Genomic DNA, 20,123 nt, shown 5'->3' with positions numbered 1-20,123 from the left:
CGCTCGGCGTAGCGTCTCGCTACGTAGTTTATAACAAGGCCTCCGGCCTGTAAAAGCATAATCGATTAGATATTTATTTAATAACGTATCTTAGTTGTATGAGTACCGGGTATAAAATAGATAATCAAGAAGGCGCATATTTTATCACCTTACAGCTAATAAGTTGGGTAGATTTATTTTCTCGTCAGATTTATCGTGATATTGTGATCGATAACTTAAAATTTTGTATAGCTAACAAAGGTTTGATTGTTTATGCCTATGTCATCATGAGTAATCATATTGTGAAGTAGTGTTCAGGCCAGAGGCCTTGTAGAAAAAAACGTAGCGAGACGCTACGCTTAACGGAGAGACTATCAAGCACGGTTATGTGAAAGGCTTAGGGTCAAATTCCCTTTGCCTACTCGACTAGCCAAACGTTGTTAGGCCTAATAATACTAAATTATTTGACATTTGCCTTTCTCAAATATAAATTAGCCTTTAACAAAACTCTGATGTCATGGCAACAATAGTTAAATTAATCTTCCTCTTGATTCTTTTAGGACTCTACTCATGTAAAGAATCTGATTCAGAAAGAATAGTCTCATTTGATGATTTTGATCTACATATAAAAGATAATGGAACTGGTAAGCCAACCGTAATAATTGAAGCTGGTTTAGGTTTTGGATTAATGCATTATGATACTCTTCAAACTTTGATTCCACATTTTACTAGGGTCATATCTTATGACCGACCCGGATTAGGTAATTCTACTCAGAGCCCTAATCCAAGAATACTCCCAAATTATGTCAATGAATTAAAACAATTTCTTGATCATGAAAAAATCAAACCTCCATATATTCTTGTTGGACATTCGCTTGGCGGATTAATTATTCGGTATTTCACGCATATGTATCCAGATCATGTGGCTGGATTGGTTTTTATTGATCATCCACACGAAGACTGGTTTGAGTACATTAGGACTACACACGCCGCTGAGGATATAATAAAATTTAACAAAATATTTGATCCTAGTCTTAATCAAACAACAGGAATAATAAAGGAAGAATGGGAACAGTATGAAATTAATTGTGAATTAATAAAAGGTATAGAAATTCCTTCTCAAATACCAGTAAGAATGATAACTGCGATTAAATATGGAAGGAATCAAGAATCTGTAGGATATCACCGAGACGATATGAAAGTTTGGGCTGATATGCAAGCAAGCATCATAGAAAATGTTCAAGATGCTGAACAAATTATTACTACTAAAAGCGGACATTCTATACATCTTACTGAGCCAGAGCTTGTAGTTAACGCAATTAAGGAACTTGTGTTAATTTATAGAAAAGGAGAAGTAAATAATTACTAGGCGTAATAACAAGGCCTCTGGCCTGTAAATGCATAATCGATTAGGTATTTATTTAATAACGTATCTTCGTTGTATGAGTACCGGGTATAAAATAGATAATCAAGAAGGCGCATATTTTATCACCTTACAGCTAGTAAGTTGGGTAGATTTATTTTCTCGTCAGATTTATCGTGATATTGTGATCGATAACTTAAAATTTTGTATAGCTAACAAAGGTTTGATTGTTTATGCCTATGTCATCATGAGTAATCATATACATTTATTGGTGCAAAGTAATAGTGGTCAGTTAAGTAATACTATTCGCGATTTTAAGAGTTATACCAGTAAAAATTTTATTCAATACATTGAGCAGGACAATGAAAGTCGTTCTGAGTGGCTGTTGAAAGTATTTCGACAAGCTGCCTTAAGACATAAGCGCAATTCACATTATCAGGTTTGGACACACGAGGACCATGCTATGCATGTTTATTCTGATAAGTTTGTAACGCAAAAAGTGGATTATATACATATGAACCCTGTACGTGCCGGCCTGGTTCACCAGCCCGAAGATTATATCTATTCAAGTGCTTGTAATTATGCTGGCGAAAGTGCAGTGCTGCCCGAAGTAGAAGTACTAACACCATCGGTAGTAATTGTGAAGTAGTGTTCAGGCCAGAGGCCTTGTAGAAAAAAAACGTAGCGAGACGCTACGCTTAACGAAGTAAGAATTTGACGATAAATTATGGGAAAAGGTGATAATGTATGGGGCAAATCAAGTGCCATACAGGCTTATATAATCATTGTATTCGTGATAATTTTACTTTTAATACTTTTGCTTTAATATGCGAACTAGAAGCCCTTTTCCGCTATGTCATTAATAACAAGCCAAAAGCATTATAAGAAAACGTAGCGTGACACAATGACTAAGGGTGCAAGCAAAGGAGAACAACTTTTACAACCAATAATAACACTACAATATGAAACAATTGAAACACTATTTACCTCATTTTTTTCTACTGCTCTACCTTGTTGAGTTTGCAGTTTTAGCAATAAATCCTTTTGACAGAGCTGTATGGTTTGCTGAGAATTTACCAATTATAATTCCTGTAGTCATTCTAATTTTTACTTATAACAAGTTTAGGTTCTCAAACCTGTCGTATTTTTTGATAACTCTTTTCTTTCTATTTCATACCTATGGCGGACACTACACCTTTGAGCTTGCACCGTTTAAATTCGGAAATAAGCTTTTAAGTGGTCTTAATATGGATTTTCTGTTTCCCGATGGTCGAAATAATTTTGACAGGCTTGGGCATTTCCTGGTTGGTATTCTTGCCTTTCCCATTGCTGAGCTCTTTTTAAGAAAACAATGGGTAAAAAATAGGGCTACAGCTATTTTCCTTGGTATTCTGGCAATGGGTTTTTGGGGCGCTTTGTATGAGGTAATAGAAATGTACTATGCTGTATTCGAGGGTGGCGATGCTGGTGCTGCTTTTCTTGGTTCTCAAGGCGATATATGGGATGCGCAAAAAGATATGTATCTCGATATCCTGGGGGCTGCAAGCGTTTTTATCATTTGCGGATACTGGCTTAAAAAGGAAAGTTAACACAAAAAAAGGGCTTTGGCTCCATGGATTTTGGAAGGAGAAACTGGTTAAACTCCTTGTTGATATAGTGTCTCGCTAAGTTTAACGGAGGTTCTTATTTTAAAGATTAATATCAAATGGAAATCATACTGCAATCAATCATAACTTGTCCGGCTTGCGGACACAAAAAAGAAGAAACAATGCCAATAAATGCTTGTCAATTCTTTTATGAATGCGAAAGCTGTAATAAAATGCTAAAACCAAAACAAGGCGACTGCTGTGTGTTTTGTAGTTATGGAAGTGTAAAATGCCCTCCGATACAGAAAGGAACCGATTGCTGTTGTTGACGCATAAAAGCCGATAATACAATTGTATAAGAGTCAATGTCGTTCGAAGTAATGAAGCACTGCACTTTATGTGAGATACGGTCGAATGATTTTATAGATATACAAATACTTTATCTGGCAGCCAAACGTTATTAAAACGATAATAAATCCAAACTTATTGAGACTATCGTCTAACAAAAGAGATAAATTTTATACGAATGAAAATACGCTTGCTCCTACTGATCGGATTGGCTTTTTTACTGGCTAGTTCGACTCCTAAAAATAAAGTGAAAGAAATAAAGCCAAAGGGCATGGTTTATATACCTGAAGGAAGCTTTGTTAATATATTGCCAAATCCAAATGAGACCGTTGAGGTGAAGGCTTTTTGGGTGAGTAATGAGGTGACCAATGCAGAGTATAAACAATTTATCGACTATGCACAAAAACACCTTTATGAAGAGCTGTGCATGGTTAATCTCGACCATGATGAGGCGAAACAATACAGGAATATACCTGCGTCATCTATTGCTATGAAAGAATATTTGGTATGCGTGCAATATCATGAAATCCTTGATTTGCTGATTGACCTGAGTGTACAACCTTATGACGATTATTTTAGCCATAAAAAATATGCACAGTATCCTGTGGTGGGAGTATCGCATATGGCCGCTCAGTGGTATTGTGCCTGGAAATCAGAGATGGAAGTCAAGAAGCACCGTTCCAAAGGTCAGCCTTTGTATTACCGTTATCGCCTGCCAAGCGAAAATGAATGGATGTACCTGGCCAGTCAAATCCAAACTGATGATAAAGCATTTAATTCAAAGAAGATTCTTCCGTCTGACAAAGGTGGCTTAGAGGTATTGGGAGTCAATCATGTGTTGAGTAATGTGGCCGAATGGACTTGCTCAAATGCCTATGTCAACGATTCACAAATGAAAATTGTGAAAGGAAGTTCGTGGGATGGTAATCAGGGTATTTTTGAAGGCAAGGCACTAAAAGTGCACAAGAGTGATAATGATATCGGTTTTCGTGTTGTCAGACCAGTTATGATTGATAGTCATTAAGCTCAGCCAAAGTGGGTAGCCCGTATTAAGGTGTAGTGAATTATAATACCAGGCAAATTAGATATACAATCATTAGCGTCCTAAACGTTTTTGTTCGTGCCTCGAATGATCTTGTTCCGAAAGGGCCTCAGCAGGTGAGTCAAAAAACAAGGTTGAAATGACGCTTTTAAATTGTTTTCTGTTCGAGTCTTTTGGAGGTACGGAAAAAGACGAGTTTAAAACAATTTCTGTCATCAACCGTAGTTTTTTAAGCGAAGCGGGTGTAGCCTTGATCTTTTTTGCTTTCGTTTTTTGGATTAAGCCAAAAAATGAAGTCGGGTTTGGGCGGACAGCCCAATTGATATAACATTTAGAACAACATTGATATACAATGATGAATTTGTCAGTTATGTGACTGGTAAAAAGTGTTCTGTTTGCAAATGTCGTGTGAATGTCGTGTTTTTGTAGTTGCTCTGTAAAGCGTATAAGTGTGACATTTGAAGAAAAAAAGAAACGATGGAAATTGGTAAACTAATTAAAGAACTCCGTACTAAAAAAGGGATCACACAGGAAGAACTGGCACACCAAACAGAGGTGAGCACCCGCACCATTCAGCGCATTGAAAATGGGGACGTGGACCCACGTGCCTATACTCTTCAAATGATTGCAAAAGCCCTGGAAGTTGATTACAGTATGTTTGTTGAAACTTCTTCGGAGGAAAGTACAGCGGTTCAAGAGGTGAATGATAACAACTGGATAGCACTCTTGCATTTGAGTAGCATCATACCGCTTGTCTTCCCAAGTATTTTAATCTGGAATGCTAAAAAGAATGTCGTTAATGGCATGCACAAACACTATAAAGAGGTGATGAGTCTGCAGCTAATGGTGCTGGGGGTAACGCTTGGTTGCCTGTGGGTGTATTGGAAAACTAATATCATCATGCCTTTGGTTGGTGTATTATTAGCCAATGCTTTATTTGCTATATTCAGGGCTTTGAATACATTTAGTGATAAGGAAAAAGCAATGGTTAATGATAATAACAGCTGACTATGAATAAACTACAGAGTAGCCTGATTGCAATAATAATCGGACTTATTGTTTTTACATCGTGCGGACCCTCAGAATACCCAAAGATACCATTGAATCAGCTTGAACCGAAGCTGAAAAACCGCGGTAGTATGATCGTGAAAGATATTCTGAAGTCGTTTAAAAATGAAAATGGGGCGAGGTATTTATTGCATAAGGATTATATGACAGCTTTGGTACACGGACGAATTGTACAGAATGCCAACATGTATAAAGAGGCGTATGAATATGTCCCGATCACCATTGGTAAAATAGCAAGCTATAGCTTATTTCAGGTGCTTGATAAAGGTTTAATAAAAACGATGCGGTATCAGCTTAAAACCGACTCGGAAACAATGGAATTTATAGAATTGAAGATTGATGTTAATATTGAAATGGGGTTGGCCGATTATTACCTGTATGTGACAAGTAAAGATGGGTTTGTAAAGAGAGAAAATATTTTACCCAGAGCCATCAAGTAATCAGTGGAATTGCAATTGAGAATACAATGACTAAGATAGAATCGATTATAAAAGCATTAAACTTAAGCCCGCATCCTGAAGGTGGTTATTTTAAAGAAACCTATCGAAGTGTTGGAGAAATAAAGGAAGAAAGCTTAGGTGCAGAATATAAAGGGAGCAGGAATTATTCAACCTGTATTTACTTTTTATTGACTTCTGATAGTTTTTCTGTTTTTCACAGGATAAAGCAAGATGAAATATGGCATTTTTACGATGGTTCGCCCATTCGGCTTCATGTCATAACGCCCGAAGGCCATTATTCTAATCATATAATTGGAGCTGATGTTTTGGCTGGCGAGTTACCGCAGTTTGTTGTTGCCGGTGGTTGCTGGTTTGCTGCCGAAGTGCCTGATGAAGAGGCTTATTCTTTAGTTGGATGCACAGTGTCTCCCGGTTTTAGTTTTGAGGACTTTGATTTACGACCACGAAAAGAGCTTATTACCCTTTTTCCTCATCAAAAAGAGGTGATTTGTAAATTAACACATTCGTAATATATCCTATCCTGTTGGTTTTGAACCATTCAATACGGACTTGTGTTTTGCTTTTAGAGTAAGTTTAAACCACAAATAACGATTGAAATGGGAAAGAAAGTTGTATTAATTACCGGAACGAACAGTGGATTTGGCTATTTAACGGCTAAAAGTGCGGCAGCCAAAGGCTACACGGTTTATGCCACCATCAGAGATTTGAATGGACGAAATGCCGATAAAGCCAAGGAATTATCGGCAGTAGATAATGTCAATGTTGTAGAGTTGGATGTGACGGATGGTGAAGGAGTGAATCGGGTAGTAGCGGACTTGATTGCCAAAGAAGGACAATTAGATGTAGTGGTTAACAATGCCGGTTTCTATGGCGGTGGATTGGCCGAGACTTATACGGCCGATGATATTGAGAAGATGTTTGATGTCAATGTAAAAGGCTTGTGGCGTGTAACAAAAGCCAGTCTGGCACAAATGCGCAAACAGGGCGAAGGGTTAATCGTCAATATATCCAGTGGTTTAGGGCGTTTTTCTGCCCCTTTTATGACTGTTTATAATGGAACAAAGTTCGCCGTGGAAGGCCTTACGGAAGGCTTGCATTACGAAGTTCGTCCATTAGGTGTTGATGTGGTGTTAATACAACCGGGAGCATTTCCTACTGAGATATTTGGTAAGGTAGCCTATGGTTCTGACCAAGGTGTTGCCAGTGCTTATGGTGATTTGGCTAAAATACCTGAGCAGATAGGTGCTGGTATGGGGCAAATGTTTGAAACAGTAAAGCCCGATCCTCAAATGGTGCCCGATGCCGTTCTTCAGTTAATAGATACACCAAAGGGACAGCGCCCATTGCGAACAGTGGTAGATGCTATGACGGGCGATTTTGTTGAAAAGGCTAATAAACAAGTTGCCGAGCAGCATGCCGGATTTTTGACAGCCTTTGGTATGAAAGATTTGCTGGCGTAAACAATTTATAACTAAAAGAGGCTGTCTCAAAAGCATATGGCATGACAATAAAATTTACAAATTGTAAGTTTGATGCCAAACCAACTCATACTTTTGAGACAGCCCCTTTTGCATTGCATTTTGATTAATAGTCAAAACTACTTCCCCCCAGAAACTCCCTGATAATAGATGTAGGTGGGATCTCACTGGTTTGTATCGGTCTAAAATAACTGAAGAAGTTCAATAATCTTCTGGCTTCTGTATACTCAGGTTGATTTGGTTGTACTTCCAGCAGGATTGGTTCAGCTTGCTGTTTTAATACCGATAGCTCATATAATAAGGCCGTATTAAACATGACATCGGCCTCTTCCTGGTATGGAAAAATGTGTGAATCTTCTCCACGACGCACACTTGGCCAGCGCGAAATGGTATCTTGAGCTGAATATTTTCGGTATTTATAATCACGTACAATTCGACGTACCAAGCGGTTATCAGTGGTGTGTATCAGGTTCTGATTATCGATATTAACCGACGTTAGAGCCGATACGTATATCTTAAATTTTGATTGGTCAGGAATCAGGTGAGTAAGTTGAGGATTCAAACCATGAATACCTTCTACAATCAGAATGTTATCATCATTCATCTGAAGCTTCTCCCCATCGTAGTAGCGCTGTCCTGTTTCAAAATTGAATTTAGGTATTTCCACTTCCTTGCCAGCCAGCAAGTCAAGCAGCTGTTCGTTAAAAAGTTCAACATCCAGAGCATTTAAAGCTTCGAAATCGTACTCTCCATTTTCATCCAAAGGCGTTTTCTCTCGATTAACAAAATAATTATCCAGTGAAAGGTTAAGTGGTTTCATGCCTGCCACCATCAGTTGAATAGCCAATCGCTTACCAAAGGTGGTTTTCCCACTTGATGACGGACCGCTTATCAAAACGAGTTTAACTGATTTCTTTCGTTCATCTATCATATCAGCAATATGACCGATTTTCTTTTCGTGCAGTGCTTCTGAAATCTTAATGAGTGTTTCTGCTTTTCCATTGGAACATGAGTCATTAATGTCAGCCAGGTTACGCACATTTAATACGCGGTTCCATTCAGCAAATTCCTGGAAAATATCAAACATCTTGTTTTGCACCACAATGTCTTCCAGTTCATCGGGGTTATTGCGCTTTGGTATTTGCAACAACATGCCATTGTAATACTTGATGAGGTCAAATACCTTTAAATAGCCGGTTGAAGGTACCAGGTAACCATAGTATAGTCCAATGTGTTTTTCCAACTGGTGGTATGATGTATACAGTTGTCCGCGATGACGAATTAATTCTGTTTTATCGTGTTGGTTCTGTTGTTCGAGGCGTGTAATTACCTCTTCAGATTCTTCCTGGCGATGGATAAAAGGTGTATCAGAGGCAATGATTTCTTTCATGCGTTTATTAATGCGCAACACATCATCAATATTTAGCTCTTCTCCTTCTACCGAACAATAGGTGCCTTTTGATACCGAGTGCTCAATGCGTAATTGGGCTTTAGGATATAACTCATCAACAGCTTTATATAGTACCAGCGATAAACTGCGGATATACATGCGCATTCCATCAGGGCGTGTGATGTCAATAAATTCAATGGTTTTTGGATGATACACCTCGTAAGATAATTCACGAAGTTTATTGTTGACATACGCACCTAGTATTGGTGTTTTAAGTTTAATGCCAAGATCTTTGGCGATTTCTTCAAGAGGGGTGCCTACTTTATAACAGCCGGCTTTGCCATTGTTGAGGCACTTTATATGAACTGTCTTCATTCTGTCAGTATTAAAGTTTGAGTAATAAAATTAAGGTTTTTACTAAATAAAGGCCGCAATTATTGTATAAAAAGGTAGAATTGAAGCTTGAAATCAATTTCAAGGCTGCCCAAAAATGGTATTTACATGATAAAACATGATTGGTATTAAAGTGGAATTAAGTTTGATGATGTTATACCGACATAAGCAACGCAGTTTGGGACCCATTGGCATAAGTGGAGGGAAGAAAAATTTGATGACAAGCTGGAAATTTTTAAATTTTTCCTGAAACATTGCCATAATGGGTAAACGAGTGCTTTAGTCGGCGGCTTTTTTGTCACCTTTTTGAGCTGGAGGCAAAAAGGTGAAGCCTCAACGGCTTGAGTTGTCGAAGCTACTTTTTAAATGCAATTGCAGTGATATGCAAGCTTTCCAGTGGTGGTTTACATTTATTAATTTCTAATTTTGCAAAGTGTATTTAATGAATCACTAGTAGTACAGATAATGAGGATTGGAATTATAGGAGGAGGAGCAGCAGGTTTTTTCGCAGCTATTGCAGTTAAAGAGAATTACCCAAATGCAGAAGTAATCATCTTCGAAAAAGCAAGGAAAGTTTTGTCGAAAGTGAAAATTTCAGGAGGAGGACGCTGCAATGTAACCAATGGTTGCACTTCGATACCCGATTTATGCGAAGCTTATCCGAGGGGAGGGCGAAGCCTCAAGAAGGTATTTCATGTGTTTAATACCACTCACACCATGGATTGGTTTCAATCACGAGGTGTGCCACTTGTTATTCAGGATGATAATTGTGTGTTTCCGGTTTCTCAAGATTCTCAAAGTATTATTGATTGTTTCTTAAAAGAGTGCCGTCGATTAGGTGTGCAAATAAAAACACAGGCCGGCGTAAGTGCTATTCAGCCAAAAGATAATGGTCTGGAGTTGAATTTTCTCAATGAGAATCAAGCTTCAACCTTTTTTGATAAAGTCATTGTCACCACTGGAGGTTCACCAAAGAAAAGCGGTTTAAATTGGCTCGAAGCATTAGGGCATAAAATAGAATCGCCTGTTCCATCTTTATTTACCTTTAATATTCCCAACGATAAAGTCACACAATTAATGGGTGTGGTGGTTGAAAAAGCGACGGTAAGTATTCAGGGAACAAAACTAAAAGCCGAAGGACCATTGTTGATTACACATTGGGGGATGAGTGGTCCTGCCATATTGAAATTATCGGCCTTTGGAGCTCGCTTAGTTAATGAGAAGGATTATGACTTTAAAGTTCTGGTTAATTGGTGTAATGAACAGCGGAGTGATAAGGTGTTGGATGAGCTGCATGCCATCGTTATGCGGTATCCAAATAAGGTGTTAGCAAATGTAAAACCCTTTGGTTTATCGGAGCGTTTGTGGCTTTTCCTATTGGATAAATGTGAGCTGTCGAGCCGCAAAAAGTGGAGTGAATTGGGTAAGAAAGGGATGAATAGGCTCATCAATACCTTAAGCAATGATGAATATTCAGTGAAAGGAATTTCCAAATTCAGAGAGGAGTTTGTGACCTGCGGAGGTGTCAGTCGAAAAAGTATAAACTTAAACACTATGGAAAGCAAGGTTTGCGAGAATCTGTACTTTGCTGGCGAGGTATTGGATATTGATGCCATCACCGGAGGGTATAACTTGCAAGCAGCCTGGTCGACCGGATTTGTGGCCGCTCAATTAAAATAAAAAAAGCGCCTGAAAATATCAGACGCCTACTGCGGTCAAGTTCATGAAATTATTTAGTCAACCATGAATGTAACATCCAGATGGTTTTTTCCTGTTGACTGATGTAATCGGTTAAGAGAGTGATGGTGCCTTCATCTTCGGCCTCCTGAGCCAGAGGTAGCATAGCCTTTTCAACTTTCACCAGAGTGGCCATGTTTTCTAAAGTCAACTCCATACACTGCTTACCGTTGGTAATATTTTTAGCTGTTTCTATTTTAGCAGTGTCGAGATAATCGGCAAAGGCATGCATTGGCGTTCCTCCCAAAGTTAAAATACGCTCAGCAATCTCATCTATTTTTACCACTGCATCATTGTATAATTCTTCGAATTTGAGGTGAAGCTCAAAGAATTTCTCACCTTTAACATTCCAATGGAAACCACGAAGGTTTTGGTAGAATAACTGATAATTGGCCAGTAGATTATTTAGGTCATTAATTAATTGTTCGCTCTCTTGTTTTTTAAGTCCTAATAGTTCGTTAATTGTCTTCATAATATTGTGTTTTTGTTTGTTTTAATTTCTGATACAAATATATCTTGCCTAATATTATCAATCAAATAGATAAATTTTATACATTGCATCGATATTGTTTATAATAGTTGAAAAACAGATGCTTGGACTTAATTTGCAACAGTTAGAATATTTGGTAGCAGTAGATAATTACAAACAGTTTACCATTGCGGCCGAAAAATGCTTTGTTACTCAGCCTACATTAAGTATGCAGATTAAGAAGGCGGAAGAACAATTGGATATCGTCATTTTTGATCGAACCAAGCAACCCATATTAACAACGCCGGTAGGAAAGAAGATTATTCATCAGGCACGTGTTGTTATTAATGAGTATAACCGACTGGAAGAAATTGTCAGGGAAGAGTCGGGGCGCATAGAAGGGAATCTTACAATTGGTATTATTCCGTCTTTAGCACCCTACTTATTACCTCTTTTTGTCGGACATTTTAAGAAAAACAATCCTTTAGTAAATATTTCATTCAAAGAGATGGTAACCGAAGAGCTCGTTAAAGCCCTTAAAAGGGATTTGTTGGATGCGGCTATTCTGGTTACACCATTGGAGGAAAATGATATTATTGAGCAGCCGCTTTTTTATGAGGATGTACTTATCTATGCACATCCCAATCATTCCTTGCATAAAGTGGATGTTTTAACAGTTGATATGTTGACATCGTCGGGATTATGGCTATTAGATGAAGGGCATTGTTTTCGTTCGCAAGTGCTCAATCTTTGTGAGTTGCAAGAGAATGTGAGCTCTGATTTGCCCTTGCATTTTGAAAGTGGCTCACTGGATACGATTCGGAAAATGGTAGACACTGAAGGTGGATATACGCTCTTGCCAGGATTGGCAGCACTGGAATTAGTATTCGATCTGCACAAGCAAGTTAAGGAATTTGAGTCGCCTGTGCCATTGCGTGAAGTAAGTCTAGTTTATTCACGTGCTTTTTATAAACGTCTGTTGCTCGATCGTATAGCACATTCGGTAAAGGTAAGTGTGCCCGAGGAAATGTTACATAAAAACCGAGGGCACATTGTAGAATGGAAGTAAGCTATTTATCCTTGATTGAGTCAAATATAATTTCGAATTCTTTTTGATTCAACTGCAGGTTATGGTATGTGTTCTCATCTGAACAGTCAGAATATGAGATGTCGAGTGTTGCAAGTATTGCTTTTAATGCATGCATAGCTCTTAGAGCAATCAGGTATTTATTGTTGCTTTGCGAGCTACTTGTCACTTTCAGGTGCTCCCTTAATTGAGATGATGCGACGGACAGACGGGTGGCCACCGGGTCAGCGTACGCTTTACAATTAATCAGCAAGGTATCGCCTGCCGATTTAAATTGTATAAGTGTTTTTCTGTTTTGAGCATCAATGGTTAATGGCAATTGATATTCGCGCTTCCGGTTTGTGTAGTTGCTCGAATGACTTTTAAGCTTATCTGAAATGGCAAGTTGTTCGATTGTGAATTTATAGTGATTAAAGGTTTTAGTTTTTGCAATAGTTGAGCTATCCAATTGAAGGTTGGTAAGTACAAATTCATCCGGAAAATAGTGCTTAATAAGTGTTGTATCGATGCTTGTGTATTGAGATTTTTCAGGCTCAATTGCTCGTTCTTGTGCTAGTGTTATGGTAATATAAGCCTGAACTTCATCTTTCTTTTTGCCTTCAAGGGTGTATCCTGCCGATACGAGTCGAACATCTATCACTCTTTCATTTTCTCTAGCGGGAAATACTAAATCCTGTGTAGTGGGGTCGAAGGTAACGCCATTCTTGAACGTATAAATGTCGTCTTCCTTGGTCCATTCTTGTGGCGATGGACCTAATAGTTTTTCCATCTCCATCAGTTTCTTTTCGGCATTCGAAATGGACTTGTATTTGTTGGTTAGGGAGCGTTCCAATTCATTAATACGTTGTTCTTTTTTCGATAAGGTACTTAACTTCGCATCAATGAGCCTTTTTTTATAATCAATGGCATTTATGTTATCAGGTTCATACTTCCTGAGTGTATCAATTTCCGATTCTAATAGTGTGATTTCTGCTTCTGTCAGTTGTTTGTTTTTATATGCTTTATCCAACAGGCTGTTTGATTGAATTTCTTTCATCGGAGTAATAATATTCCTTTGCCTGTGTTCTTCTATACGCTCAACATGAGAGATGCCATTGCTCAAATGTCTGTCTGGCGATAAACCTGATTTAGCCGAAATAGCAAATAAATGATAACTGACTGAGTCATCAGTGACAATCAACATAGGTTTAAACGAAGAATCTAATCCCCATAAAGATGTATGAAGAGCCATGTCTTCATCTTTATCTAGTTTTAATTGTTTGGTCAAATGCGTTTGTAACCTTAATTCATCTTTGTAGTTTCTTACCTGATAGGTAAACAGGCCAATGCCTTTACCATACCATGTTTTGGTGCTGTCATTAGGGTTAAGCTCCCATTCGTATAATAAACCAGCTGTTCCACTGCCTTCACCAGCTGCCAGAAAAGTAGTGCTGTTGAGTGATTGTCCTCCGGTTAAAATATTAAAAAAGTGATGGCTGCGATTGAAAGAATAATCGGAGATGATTTGGCTCCAGGTATTGAGTAAATTCTTTTGTGCTAGTCCATCAACATTAGAATCGTTCAGTTCTTCAATTTTCTTAAAAATGGGCAAAGAAGGATGGATAACGATATTTATAATTTGTGCATGTCGTTTCTTACTCCCTCGTTTGGGTAAATATTGTTTAAGGGGCGACGTTAGCTGTTCATGCAGGGCTTTGTTACAATCGATATGTTGATTAATACATTTTTTTAATTCCTCATTTAATTCCCATAGGGTAAGTTTGATGGTGGCCTCTGTAATTAACCCTTGCGATGATGATTTAATTTCATCATAATCTATTTGCAAACTTTGAGGGTTATGTGTCTGATAATAGCTTATTGCATTGTAATCTAAACGTTTTCGTCCTCGTTTTTCTGTTGTAAAAGGAAGGGTGTTGAAGTGGAAAGAATCATTCCAGTTTTGTTTTAAGATTGGTGTTTTTTGTACAATCCGATAAAGCCATGCTTCTTGTTGCGAAGTTAATTGCTGACTAAAACAAATATGAGATGCAAGTAAATATGAAATAGCGACTATAAACAGCCTGGGCATATACAATTGAATTTATTTGGCGTATACGCTTATTGGTTAAAATGGTTCTAAAAATAAACAGGTGATTAAATCGGTTCGAAAACCTCAAATTGTAACATAGAAGCTACTAAACTAAAGCGTATCTTTGCGGTATGCAACAATTACAAAAATCAACACAGGTAGCTTTACGTCAGTTAAATATTCATTCCTTAAATGAAATGCAAGAGGCGTCGATTGACAGTATTAAGCGCCAAGGCGATGTGGTGTTACTTTCTCCTACAGGATCTGGTAAAACGCTGGCATTTTTGCTGCCATTGCTTGAGCAATTAGATAAAAAAAGTCAGGAAGTACAGCTTTTAATTTTAGCTCCTGCTCGCGAGCTGGCTCTGCAAATCGAACAGGTGTTTAAGAGTTTGCGCACCGGATTTAAAGTGAATTGTTGTTATGGTGGTCATGCCATTCGAACTGAGATTAACAATCTTAAGCATCCACCAGCTGTGTTGGTAGGGACACCAGGTCGTGTGGCCGATCATTTAAGACGTGAGTCCTTTAGTCCATCGGCTATCAGATATTTAGTGCTCGATGAATTTGACAAAGCACTGGAGCTAGGCTTTCAAAAAGAGATGAAAGAAATTACACAACAGCTGAAGGGAGTAGAACAGCGTGTGCTGACATCAGCAACGGCCATGGACGAAATTCCGCATTTTACAGGCATCAAAAGTCCTGAGGAATTAAATTTCATTGAAGAAGATGTTCAGACACTTAACCTGACGATGAAAGGTGTTAGGGCTGAGGGTAAAGATAAGCTGGATGTCTTTGTTCGTTTGGTTAGTCAGCTGGGTAATGCCCCTATGTTGGCTTTCGTTAACCACCGCGATGCCGCAGATCGAATAAGTAATCATTTAGTGGATATGGGCGTGGCTCATGATGTGTTTCATGGTGGTATGAAACAGGAAGAACGGGAGCGTTCCTTATTAAAATTTCGTAATGGGAGTCATCATTTATTGATAACAACTGATTTGGCTTCACGCGGATTAGATATTCCGGAAATAGAGTATGTGATGCATTATCATTTACCATCCAAAGAAGACGCTTTTATTCACCGGAACGGTCGAACGGCCCGTATGCACGCCGATGGTACAGTTTATCTTGTTTTGGCTGAAGATGAGGTGATACCTGAATTTGTAACCGAAGATGTTGAATTTGATGAGCTAAAAACGGACTTACCTTTACCTGCACTGCCCGAGTGGCAAACGATATACATCGGAAGCGGGAAAAAAGATAAAATCAATAAAGTGGATATTGTTGGTTTGTTTCTTAAAAAAGGACAACTGCAAAAAGATGAATTGGGCTTGATTAACGTCTTGGATCGTAGTGCTTTTGTAGCCATAAAACGAAGTAAAGTACAAAAGGTGATGCAAGTACTAAAGGGTGAAAAGATAAAAGGTAAGAAACTAAAGATGGAGGTTTCGAAATAGTTGGTAAGTATCTTCTTTATCTAATCTCTTTCCCTTCATAAATCCTGACGCCTTTTATGTCTTCTTGAGCTTTGTTATGCATTGCTTGTGCAACCTGAGTCGCTTTTATGGCTCTGTATTTTTGGAATCGTCCTATTAATAATGGATTGAACAGATACATGATTTTTTCAGAAAGCTTCTCGGCCAGACGAAACTCATTCCTATCACCTAAAAGTAACGAAGGTCTGAATAGGTGCATTGAAGGGATGCTGAGTTTTGATACCGCCTCTTCCATATGGCCTTTTGTCTGCAGATAGAAGTTAGTTGTATGACTATTGGCACCAACTGAACTGATAACTGAGAATGAACGGCAATTATTGCGTTCGGCCCAATTGGCTAATTGTATTACATAGGTATAATCGACCTTTGTGAATGCTTCTTTACTGCCGGCGTTTTTAATGGTGGTACCCAGGCAACAAAATGCATCATCAACGGTATGTTCGGTCCTTAGGTTTTCTAATTGCTCAAAGTCGATAATCTGTTCTATGAGTTTTGGGTGTTCATTATTAAGAGGTCGTCGAATAAGTGCAATCACTTTTTCGTAATGATTGCTTTCAAGTAAAAATGATAGAAGAGCTTGGCCAACTAATCCGGTAGGGCCAGCTATAAGCGCCGTTTTCATTGTTGAAGATTTAAAGAAATAAAGGTGTGCCTGTACTAAAATGTTCAATTAGTATTGTTGCGGCACTGTAGATAAACCAAATAGAAATAACCGGTGCCACTAAAAAATAAAAACATAGCTGAAACTTGATTTCACCTTTAAGAATACCTCTGGTTCTGTTGAATAATAAGGCGCAACCTAATATGGCACCTGTTAATACTAAAATGCTTGAAATGGCCGATAGCTTTATAAAACCAATAAACATGTAAGCTATCCATAAGGTAAAGACAATTGTGTCGAGATTTGGCTTTTTAATCATTTGAGATGAGCTTATTAGTAGTTTAGTATGTTTCGTTTGATAAATTATTAACAGATGTTGTTCGAATCATTTTTGTATTTGTTCACTGAGCGAAGTTGAAGTGAATAATGGCCTGCAATTTCACTTCAACTTCGCTTGATAAACAAAAATCAAATTCATTTAGTTCTTAGATACCTACCAGTCTATGCCATATTTATCGCTGATGATCAATGGTGGCATATCTCCATCAAATGGTTTCAGGTCTTTTACATACCAGTCCATCCAGCTTATCTGGCGATATAACACATCAATACGACCCACTTGCTTGCGATTGCCATGTCCTTCGCCAGGGTATTGTACCAAGCGAACGGCCGGGTGATTATTCATCTTCATACGGCGATATAATTCTATACTTTGGGATGGGTGAATACGTGGGTCGGCGGCTCCGCCATAAATTAAAGTAGCAGTTTTACTTTTGTGGGCGTGGTAAACGGGACTGCGTTTAAGGTTTAATTCCCACATATCTTCTAATGGTTTATTGCTATGAACATGTAGTTCCTCATAGGGAATATCAGTAGTGCCTCGTTTACTAACAACATTGGTGATGCCAACAAATACAGCTGCTGCTTTTATATAGTCTGTGTAGTAAGTTGCAAACCAGGCCGAAGCATAGCCGCCATAAGAGCCGCCTGCCATGCCAACTCTGTTTTTGTCGGCACCATAATTTTTAACCAGATAGTCTATGCCATCTGCCAGGTCATCAAACTCTTTGCCGGCTGGGTCTTCAAAACCTTCCATGGCAAAGTCAACTCCATAACCAGTGCTGGCCCGGTAGTTGAAATACGCTACCAAATATCCTTTGCCAGTCATTACCTGCCCTGGTGTTGAATAGCCGCTTAGCCAGCCATTAGAATGGTGCGACTCAGGTCCGCCATGAACATAAACAATTAGTGGATACTTTTCGTCTGGTTTATAACCTACCGGTTTCATTAATAAGCCCTCGATATTTAAACCATCACGTGCCGAAAAATTAATGAGTTCTTGTTGGCCTAGTTTGGTTTTCGCCAGTTCAGGGTTAATGTCTGTTACTGTTATCAATTCATTTTTGCCATTCCATTTATAAATGTTCGACATGTCATTGGGCGTACTTCCGCTAAAGGCAAATGATTTGAAGTCGCTGCTATAGAGTGGTGAACTAAAAATAATTTCAACAGTTTGTGCATCAAGTAATAGCTTTCGCTTGTTGTTTTTAATGGCTACTGTATATAGTTTTGGGTAGACTCCTTCATGAGCCAGATACACAATTTCTTTATCGTTTTTCCAGTTAGCCCAGGTAATGTGGCCTTTGTAGTCTTTAGGTGTTATATTTTTAATTTCTCCGCTTGAGATATTAACCCAATAAGCCTGGCTAACAGCATGATCATTAATATTTAAAGCACCAGTGTAAGAAAGATGTAGGCCATCGGGACTGAAATTATAATTGCCCAGTTTGCCTACATTGTTTACTACACGCTTTACTAATCCACTTTCTAAATTAAAGATGTGGATTTTTCGAAACATGTATTTTTGATCAATCAATTTTAATCCTGTAGCAGAATAAGCCAACTGTTCGCCTTTCTGATCAAAGTTAAAGTCCCAAACATTTACTTCTTTAGTAATTTGGGTTTTGGCAGTTTGTTTAAAATTCTCATCAACTTTAATCAGGAATAAGTTGTCGTTTTTGATATTCTCTTCGTAATAGATAAAATCATAACCACGCTTTTTTAGTGCTTTTTCTTGTTTATTTAGTGGTGTTGTTGATAAGTAAGCAAAGCCTTTACCATCAGGATTCCATTGAAAAGAATTTATGCCGTTACTTTCATTGGTAATTTTTATTGGTTTATTCTTTCCGTTAGGAATAACAAATATTTGGTAACCACTATCTGTTTTCATTCTGAAGGCTAAATTTTGTCCATCATGACTCCACTTTGGAGTGCTTGCTTTGATGTTATCTTCAAAAAGAGGTGAGCTCTGATTGGTTACTAAATCTGCCAACATGTACTTAGTATGCGATCCGCCCGGAGCCTCGTTTGGAGTTCGAGGTGTATGAACTGTGTAAATTAATTTTGAACCATCAGGATGCAACTGAACAGTTCTGCTTGATTTTAACTGAAGTAGCTCTTCTGGCGTTAAGACGCCCTGAGAGTGAATGGTAAAACTTGTGGCCAGGAAAAGGAGGGCCAGCATCATGTAGGATCTGATTTTTGAATGCATAATTGTTGTATTGAAATTTAATTATAAAGATAGAAAGATTGAGTTTGAAAGGGTATGATATAAATTAGATTCACAGCTTCGTTAATGAAAAAATACTAGTTTCGTAGAAAATTTTATTATGCCCTGGGATAAAAAATGGTTTCAATTTTCAGCATTAATGCTCTTAGCATTTGTGTGGGGAAGCTCGTTTATATTGATGAAAATTGGATTGAAAAGCTTTGATAGTGTGCAAGCTGCTGCCTTGCGTATCGGCTTTGCTTCATTGGTGCTATTGCCAGTCTCCTTACGCCATCTAAAATCATTGAAACGCAAAGATGTTATCCCATTGTTGGTTGCAGGCTTTGTGGGGAGTCTGATTCCTGCTTTTCTCTTTACCAAAGCGCAAACGCGTATTGATAGTGCTTTGGCAGGTATGCTTAATTCTTTAACACCTGTATTTACCCTGGTGGTTGGATTGGTGTTTTTCGGCATTAAGAAAAAAATAAGTCAGGTAATAGGTATCTCCCTTGGTTTATTAGGTGCTCTTGGTTTAATCACGTCGGGCAATGATGTGTCCTTGGCAAATGTTAATAGTTATGCCTTTTTTATTGTTGCAGCAACCATTTGCTATGCTTTCAATATTAATGTGGTAAAGAATTATTTGACTCATTTGAATGGCGTTCAGATAACAGCCTTGTCCTTCTTCTTTATTGGACCGGTCGCTATTGTCTATTTTTTCACATCTGATATAAATCAAGCTATTCAAAACGAAAACTGGCTACTGCATTTGGGGGCGCTGGCAATATTGGGTATTGTAGGCACGGCCTTGGCAATGCTGATGATGAATACCTTGATCAGATATACGTCAGCAGTCTTTGCATCATCCGTCACTTATGTAATTCCTATATTCGCGATTATGTGGGGATTATTGGATGGGGAAACAGTTACCGTCTTTCACTTATTGTTTATGGGCGTGGTTTTATTGGGAGTGTATCTGATTAATAGAAAAAAATAAAGGCTGCCAAAA

General features: G+C 38.2%; 19 protein-coding genes. 13 read left to right on the top strand and 6 right to left on the bottom strand.

The features are described from left to right. Positions 1–496 precede the first annotated feature (496 nt). The 9 genes from JIV24_RS07475 (at position 497) to JIV24_RS07440 (ending at position 7,307) form a co-directional block, all read left to right on the top strand. Positions 497–1,348 (top strand): alpha/beta fold hydrolase, encoded by an 852-nt coding sequence (locus JIV24_RS07475; protein ID WP_200464407.1) that lies wholly within the window; start codon positions 497–499, stop codon positions 1,346–1,348. 73 nt (positions 1,349–1,421) lie between these two features. Next, positions 1,422–1,991: an REP-associated tyrosine transposase gene (locus JIV24_RS07470; protein ID WP_200464406.1), complete on the top strand. Its 570-nt coding sequence runs from the start codon at positions 1,422–1,424 to the stop codon at positions 1,989–1,991. Between the two features lie 313 nt (positions 1,992–2,304). Further along, positions 2,305–2,931 (top strand): DUF2238 domain-containing protein, encoded by a 627-nt coding sequence (locus JIV24_RS07465; protein ID WP_200464405.1) that lies wholly within the window; start codon positions 2,305–2,307, stop codon positions 2,929–2,931. A 116-nt stretch (positions 2,932–3,047) separates the two neighbouring features. After that, positions 3,048–3,257 (top strand): GDCCVxC domain-containing (seleno)protein, encoded by a 210-nt coding sequence (locus JIV24_RS22775; RefSeq protein WP_289048169.1) that lies wholly within the window; start codon positions 3,048–3,050, stop codon positions 3,255–3,257. A 197-nt stretch (positions 3,258–3,454) separates the two neighbouring features. Next, positions 3,455–4,300 (top strand): formylglycine-generating enzyme family protein, encoded by an 846-nt coding sequence (locus JIV24_RS07460; RefSeq protein WP_200464404.1) that lies wholly within the window; start codon positions 3,455–3,457, stop codon positions 4,298–4,300. Between the two features lie 495 nt (positions 4,301–4,795). Further along, entirely contained in the window at positions 4,796–5,326 is a 531-nt protein-coding gene (locus JIV24_RS07455) for a helix-turn-helix domain-containing protein (RefSeq protein WP_200464403.1), read from the top strand. A gap of 2 nt (positions 5,327–5,328) precedes the next feature. Then, complete coding sequence (locus JIV24_RS07450; protein ID WP_200464402.1) at positions 5,329–5,826, top strand: hypothetical protein; 498 nt, start codon at positions 5,329–5,331, stop codon at positions 5,824–5,826. 26 nt (positions 5,827–5,852) lie between these two features. Continuing rightward, positions 5,853–6,356, top strand: a complete 504-nt coding sequence (locus JIV24_RS07445) for a cupin domain-containing protein (protein ID WP_200464401.1) — start codon at positions 5,853–5,855, stop codon at positions 6,354–6,356. Between the two features lie 87 nt (positions 6,357–6,443). Further along, positions 6,444–7,307 carry an SDR family oxidoreductase gene (locus JIV24_RS07440; RefSeq protein WP_200464400.1) on the top strand — a complete coding sequence of 288 codons (864 nt, stop codon included), beginning with the start codon at positions 6,444–6,446 and terminating at the stop codon, positions 7,305–7,307. A 124-nt stretch (positions 7,308–7,431) separates the two neighbouring features. Here JIV24_RS07440 and JIV24_RS07435 read toward each other — a convergent pair whose 3' ends face one another. After that, positions 7,432–9,090: a nucleoside kinase gene (locus JIV24_RS07435; RefSeq protein WP_200464399.1), complete on the bottom strand. Its 1,659-nt coding sequence runs from the start codon at positions 9,088–9,090 to the stop codon at positions 7,432–7,434. A gap of 483 nt (positions 9,091–9,573) precedes the next feature. On the opposite strand from JIV24_RS07435, the gene JIV24_RS07430 reads away from it, so the two are divergent. Further along, complete coding sequence (locus JIV24_RS07430) at positions 9,574–10,788, top strand: BaiN/RdsA family NAD(P)/FAD-dependent oxidoreductase (protein WP_200464398.1); 1,215 nt, start codon at positions 9,574–9,576, stop codon at positions 10,786–10,788. Positions 10,789–10,837: 49 nt separating this feature from the next. Here the strand turns inward: JIV24_RS07430 and JIV24_RS07425 are convergent, their stop codons facing one another. Then, positions 10,838–11,317, bottom strand: a complete 480-nt coding sequence (locus JIV24_RS07425) for a Dps family protein (RefSeq protein WP_200464397.1) — start codon at positions 11,315–11,317, stop codon at positions 10,838–10,840. A gap of 118 nt (positions 11,318–11,435) precedes the next feature. Between JIV24_RS07425 and JIV24_RS07420 the strand changes: the two genes are divergently transcribed. Then, positions 11,436–12,383, top strand: coding sequence for a hydrogen peroxide-inducible genes activator (locus JIV24_RS07420; protein WP_200464396.1), 948 nt, complete (start codon positions 11,436–11,438; stop codon positions 12,381–12,383). 1 nt (position 12,384) lies between these two features. Here JIV24_RS07420 and JIV24_RS07415 read toward each other — a convergent pair whose 3' ends face one another. Beyond that, the gene (locus JIV24_RS07415) at positions 12,385–14,469 is read right to left on the bottom strand and encodes a hypothetical protein (protein WP_200464395.1); all 2,085 of its coding nucleotides are present in this window, start codon (positions 14,467–14,469) and stop codon (positions 12,385–12,387) included. Positions 14,470–14,600: 131 nt separating this feature from the next. Between JIV24_RS07415 and JIV24_RS07410 the strand changes: the two genes are divergently transcribed. Further along, positions 14,601–15,926, top strand: a complete 1,326-nt coding sequence (locus JIV24_RS07410) for a DEAD/DEAH box helicase (protein WP_200464394.1) — start codon at positions 14,601–14,603, stop codon at positions 15,924–15,926. A 16-nt stretch (positions 15,927–15,942) separates the two neighbouring features. On the opposite strand, the gene JIV24_RS07405 is transcribed toward JIV24_RS07410, so the two are convergent. The 3 genes from JIV24_RS07405 to JIV24_RS07395 all read right to left on the bottom strand — a co-directional run bounded on the left by JIV24_RS07405 (position 15,943) and on the right by JIV24_RS07395 (position 19,117). Further along, entirely contained in the window at positions 15,943–16,587 is a 645-nt protein-coding gene (locus JIV24_RS07405) for an oxidoreductase (protein ID WP_200464393.1), read from the bottom strand. Between the two features lie 10 nt (positions 16,588–16,597). Beyond that, a complete protein-coding gene (locus JIV24_RS07400; RefSeq protein ID WP_200464392.1) occupies positions 16,598–16,885 on the bottom strand; it encodes a hypothetical protein in 288 nt (95 codons plus the stop codon). A gap of 174 nt (positions 16,886–17,059) precedes the next feature. After that, complete coding sequence (locus tag JIV24_RS07395) at positions 17,060–19,117, bottom strand: S9 family peptidase (protein WP_200464391.1); 2,058 nt, start codon at positions 19,115–19,117, stop codon at positions 17,060–17,062. Positions 19,118–19,235: 118 nt separating this feature from the next. Here JIV24_RS07395 and JIV24_RS07390 point away from each other — a divergent pair, with 118 nt between their 5' ends. Further along, a complete protein-coding gene (locus JIV24_RS07390; RefSeq protein WP_317193946.1) occupies positions 19,236–20,111 on the top strand; it encodes a DMT family transporter in 876 nt (291 codons plus the stop codon). Positions 20,112–20,123 lie beyond the last annotated feature (12 nt).

Origin of the sequence: Carboxylicivirga marina, assembly GCF_016612505.1 — a bacterium.
GTDB lineage: Bacteria > Bacteroidota > Bacteroidia > Bacteroidales > Marinilabiliaceae > Carboxylicivirga > Carboxylicivirga marina.
The sequence above is the reverse complement of the archived record's forward strand: the minus strand, read 5'-3'. Positions and strand labels throughout refer to the sequence as shown.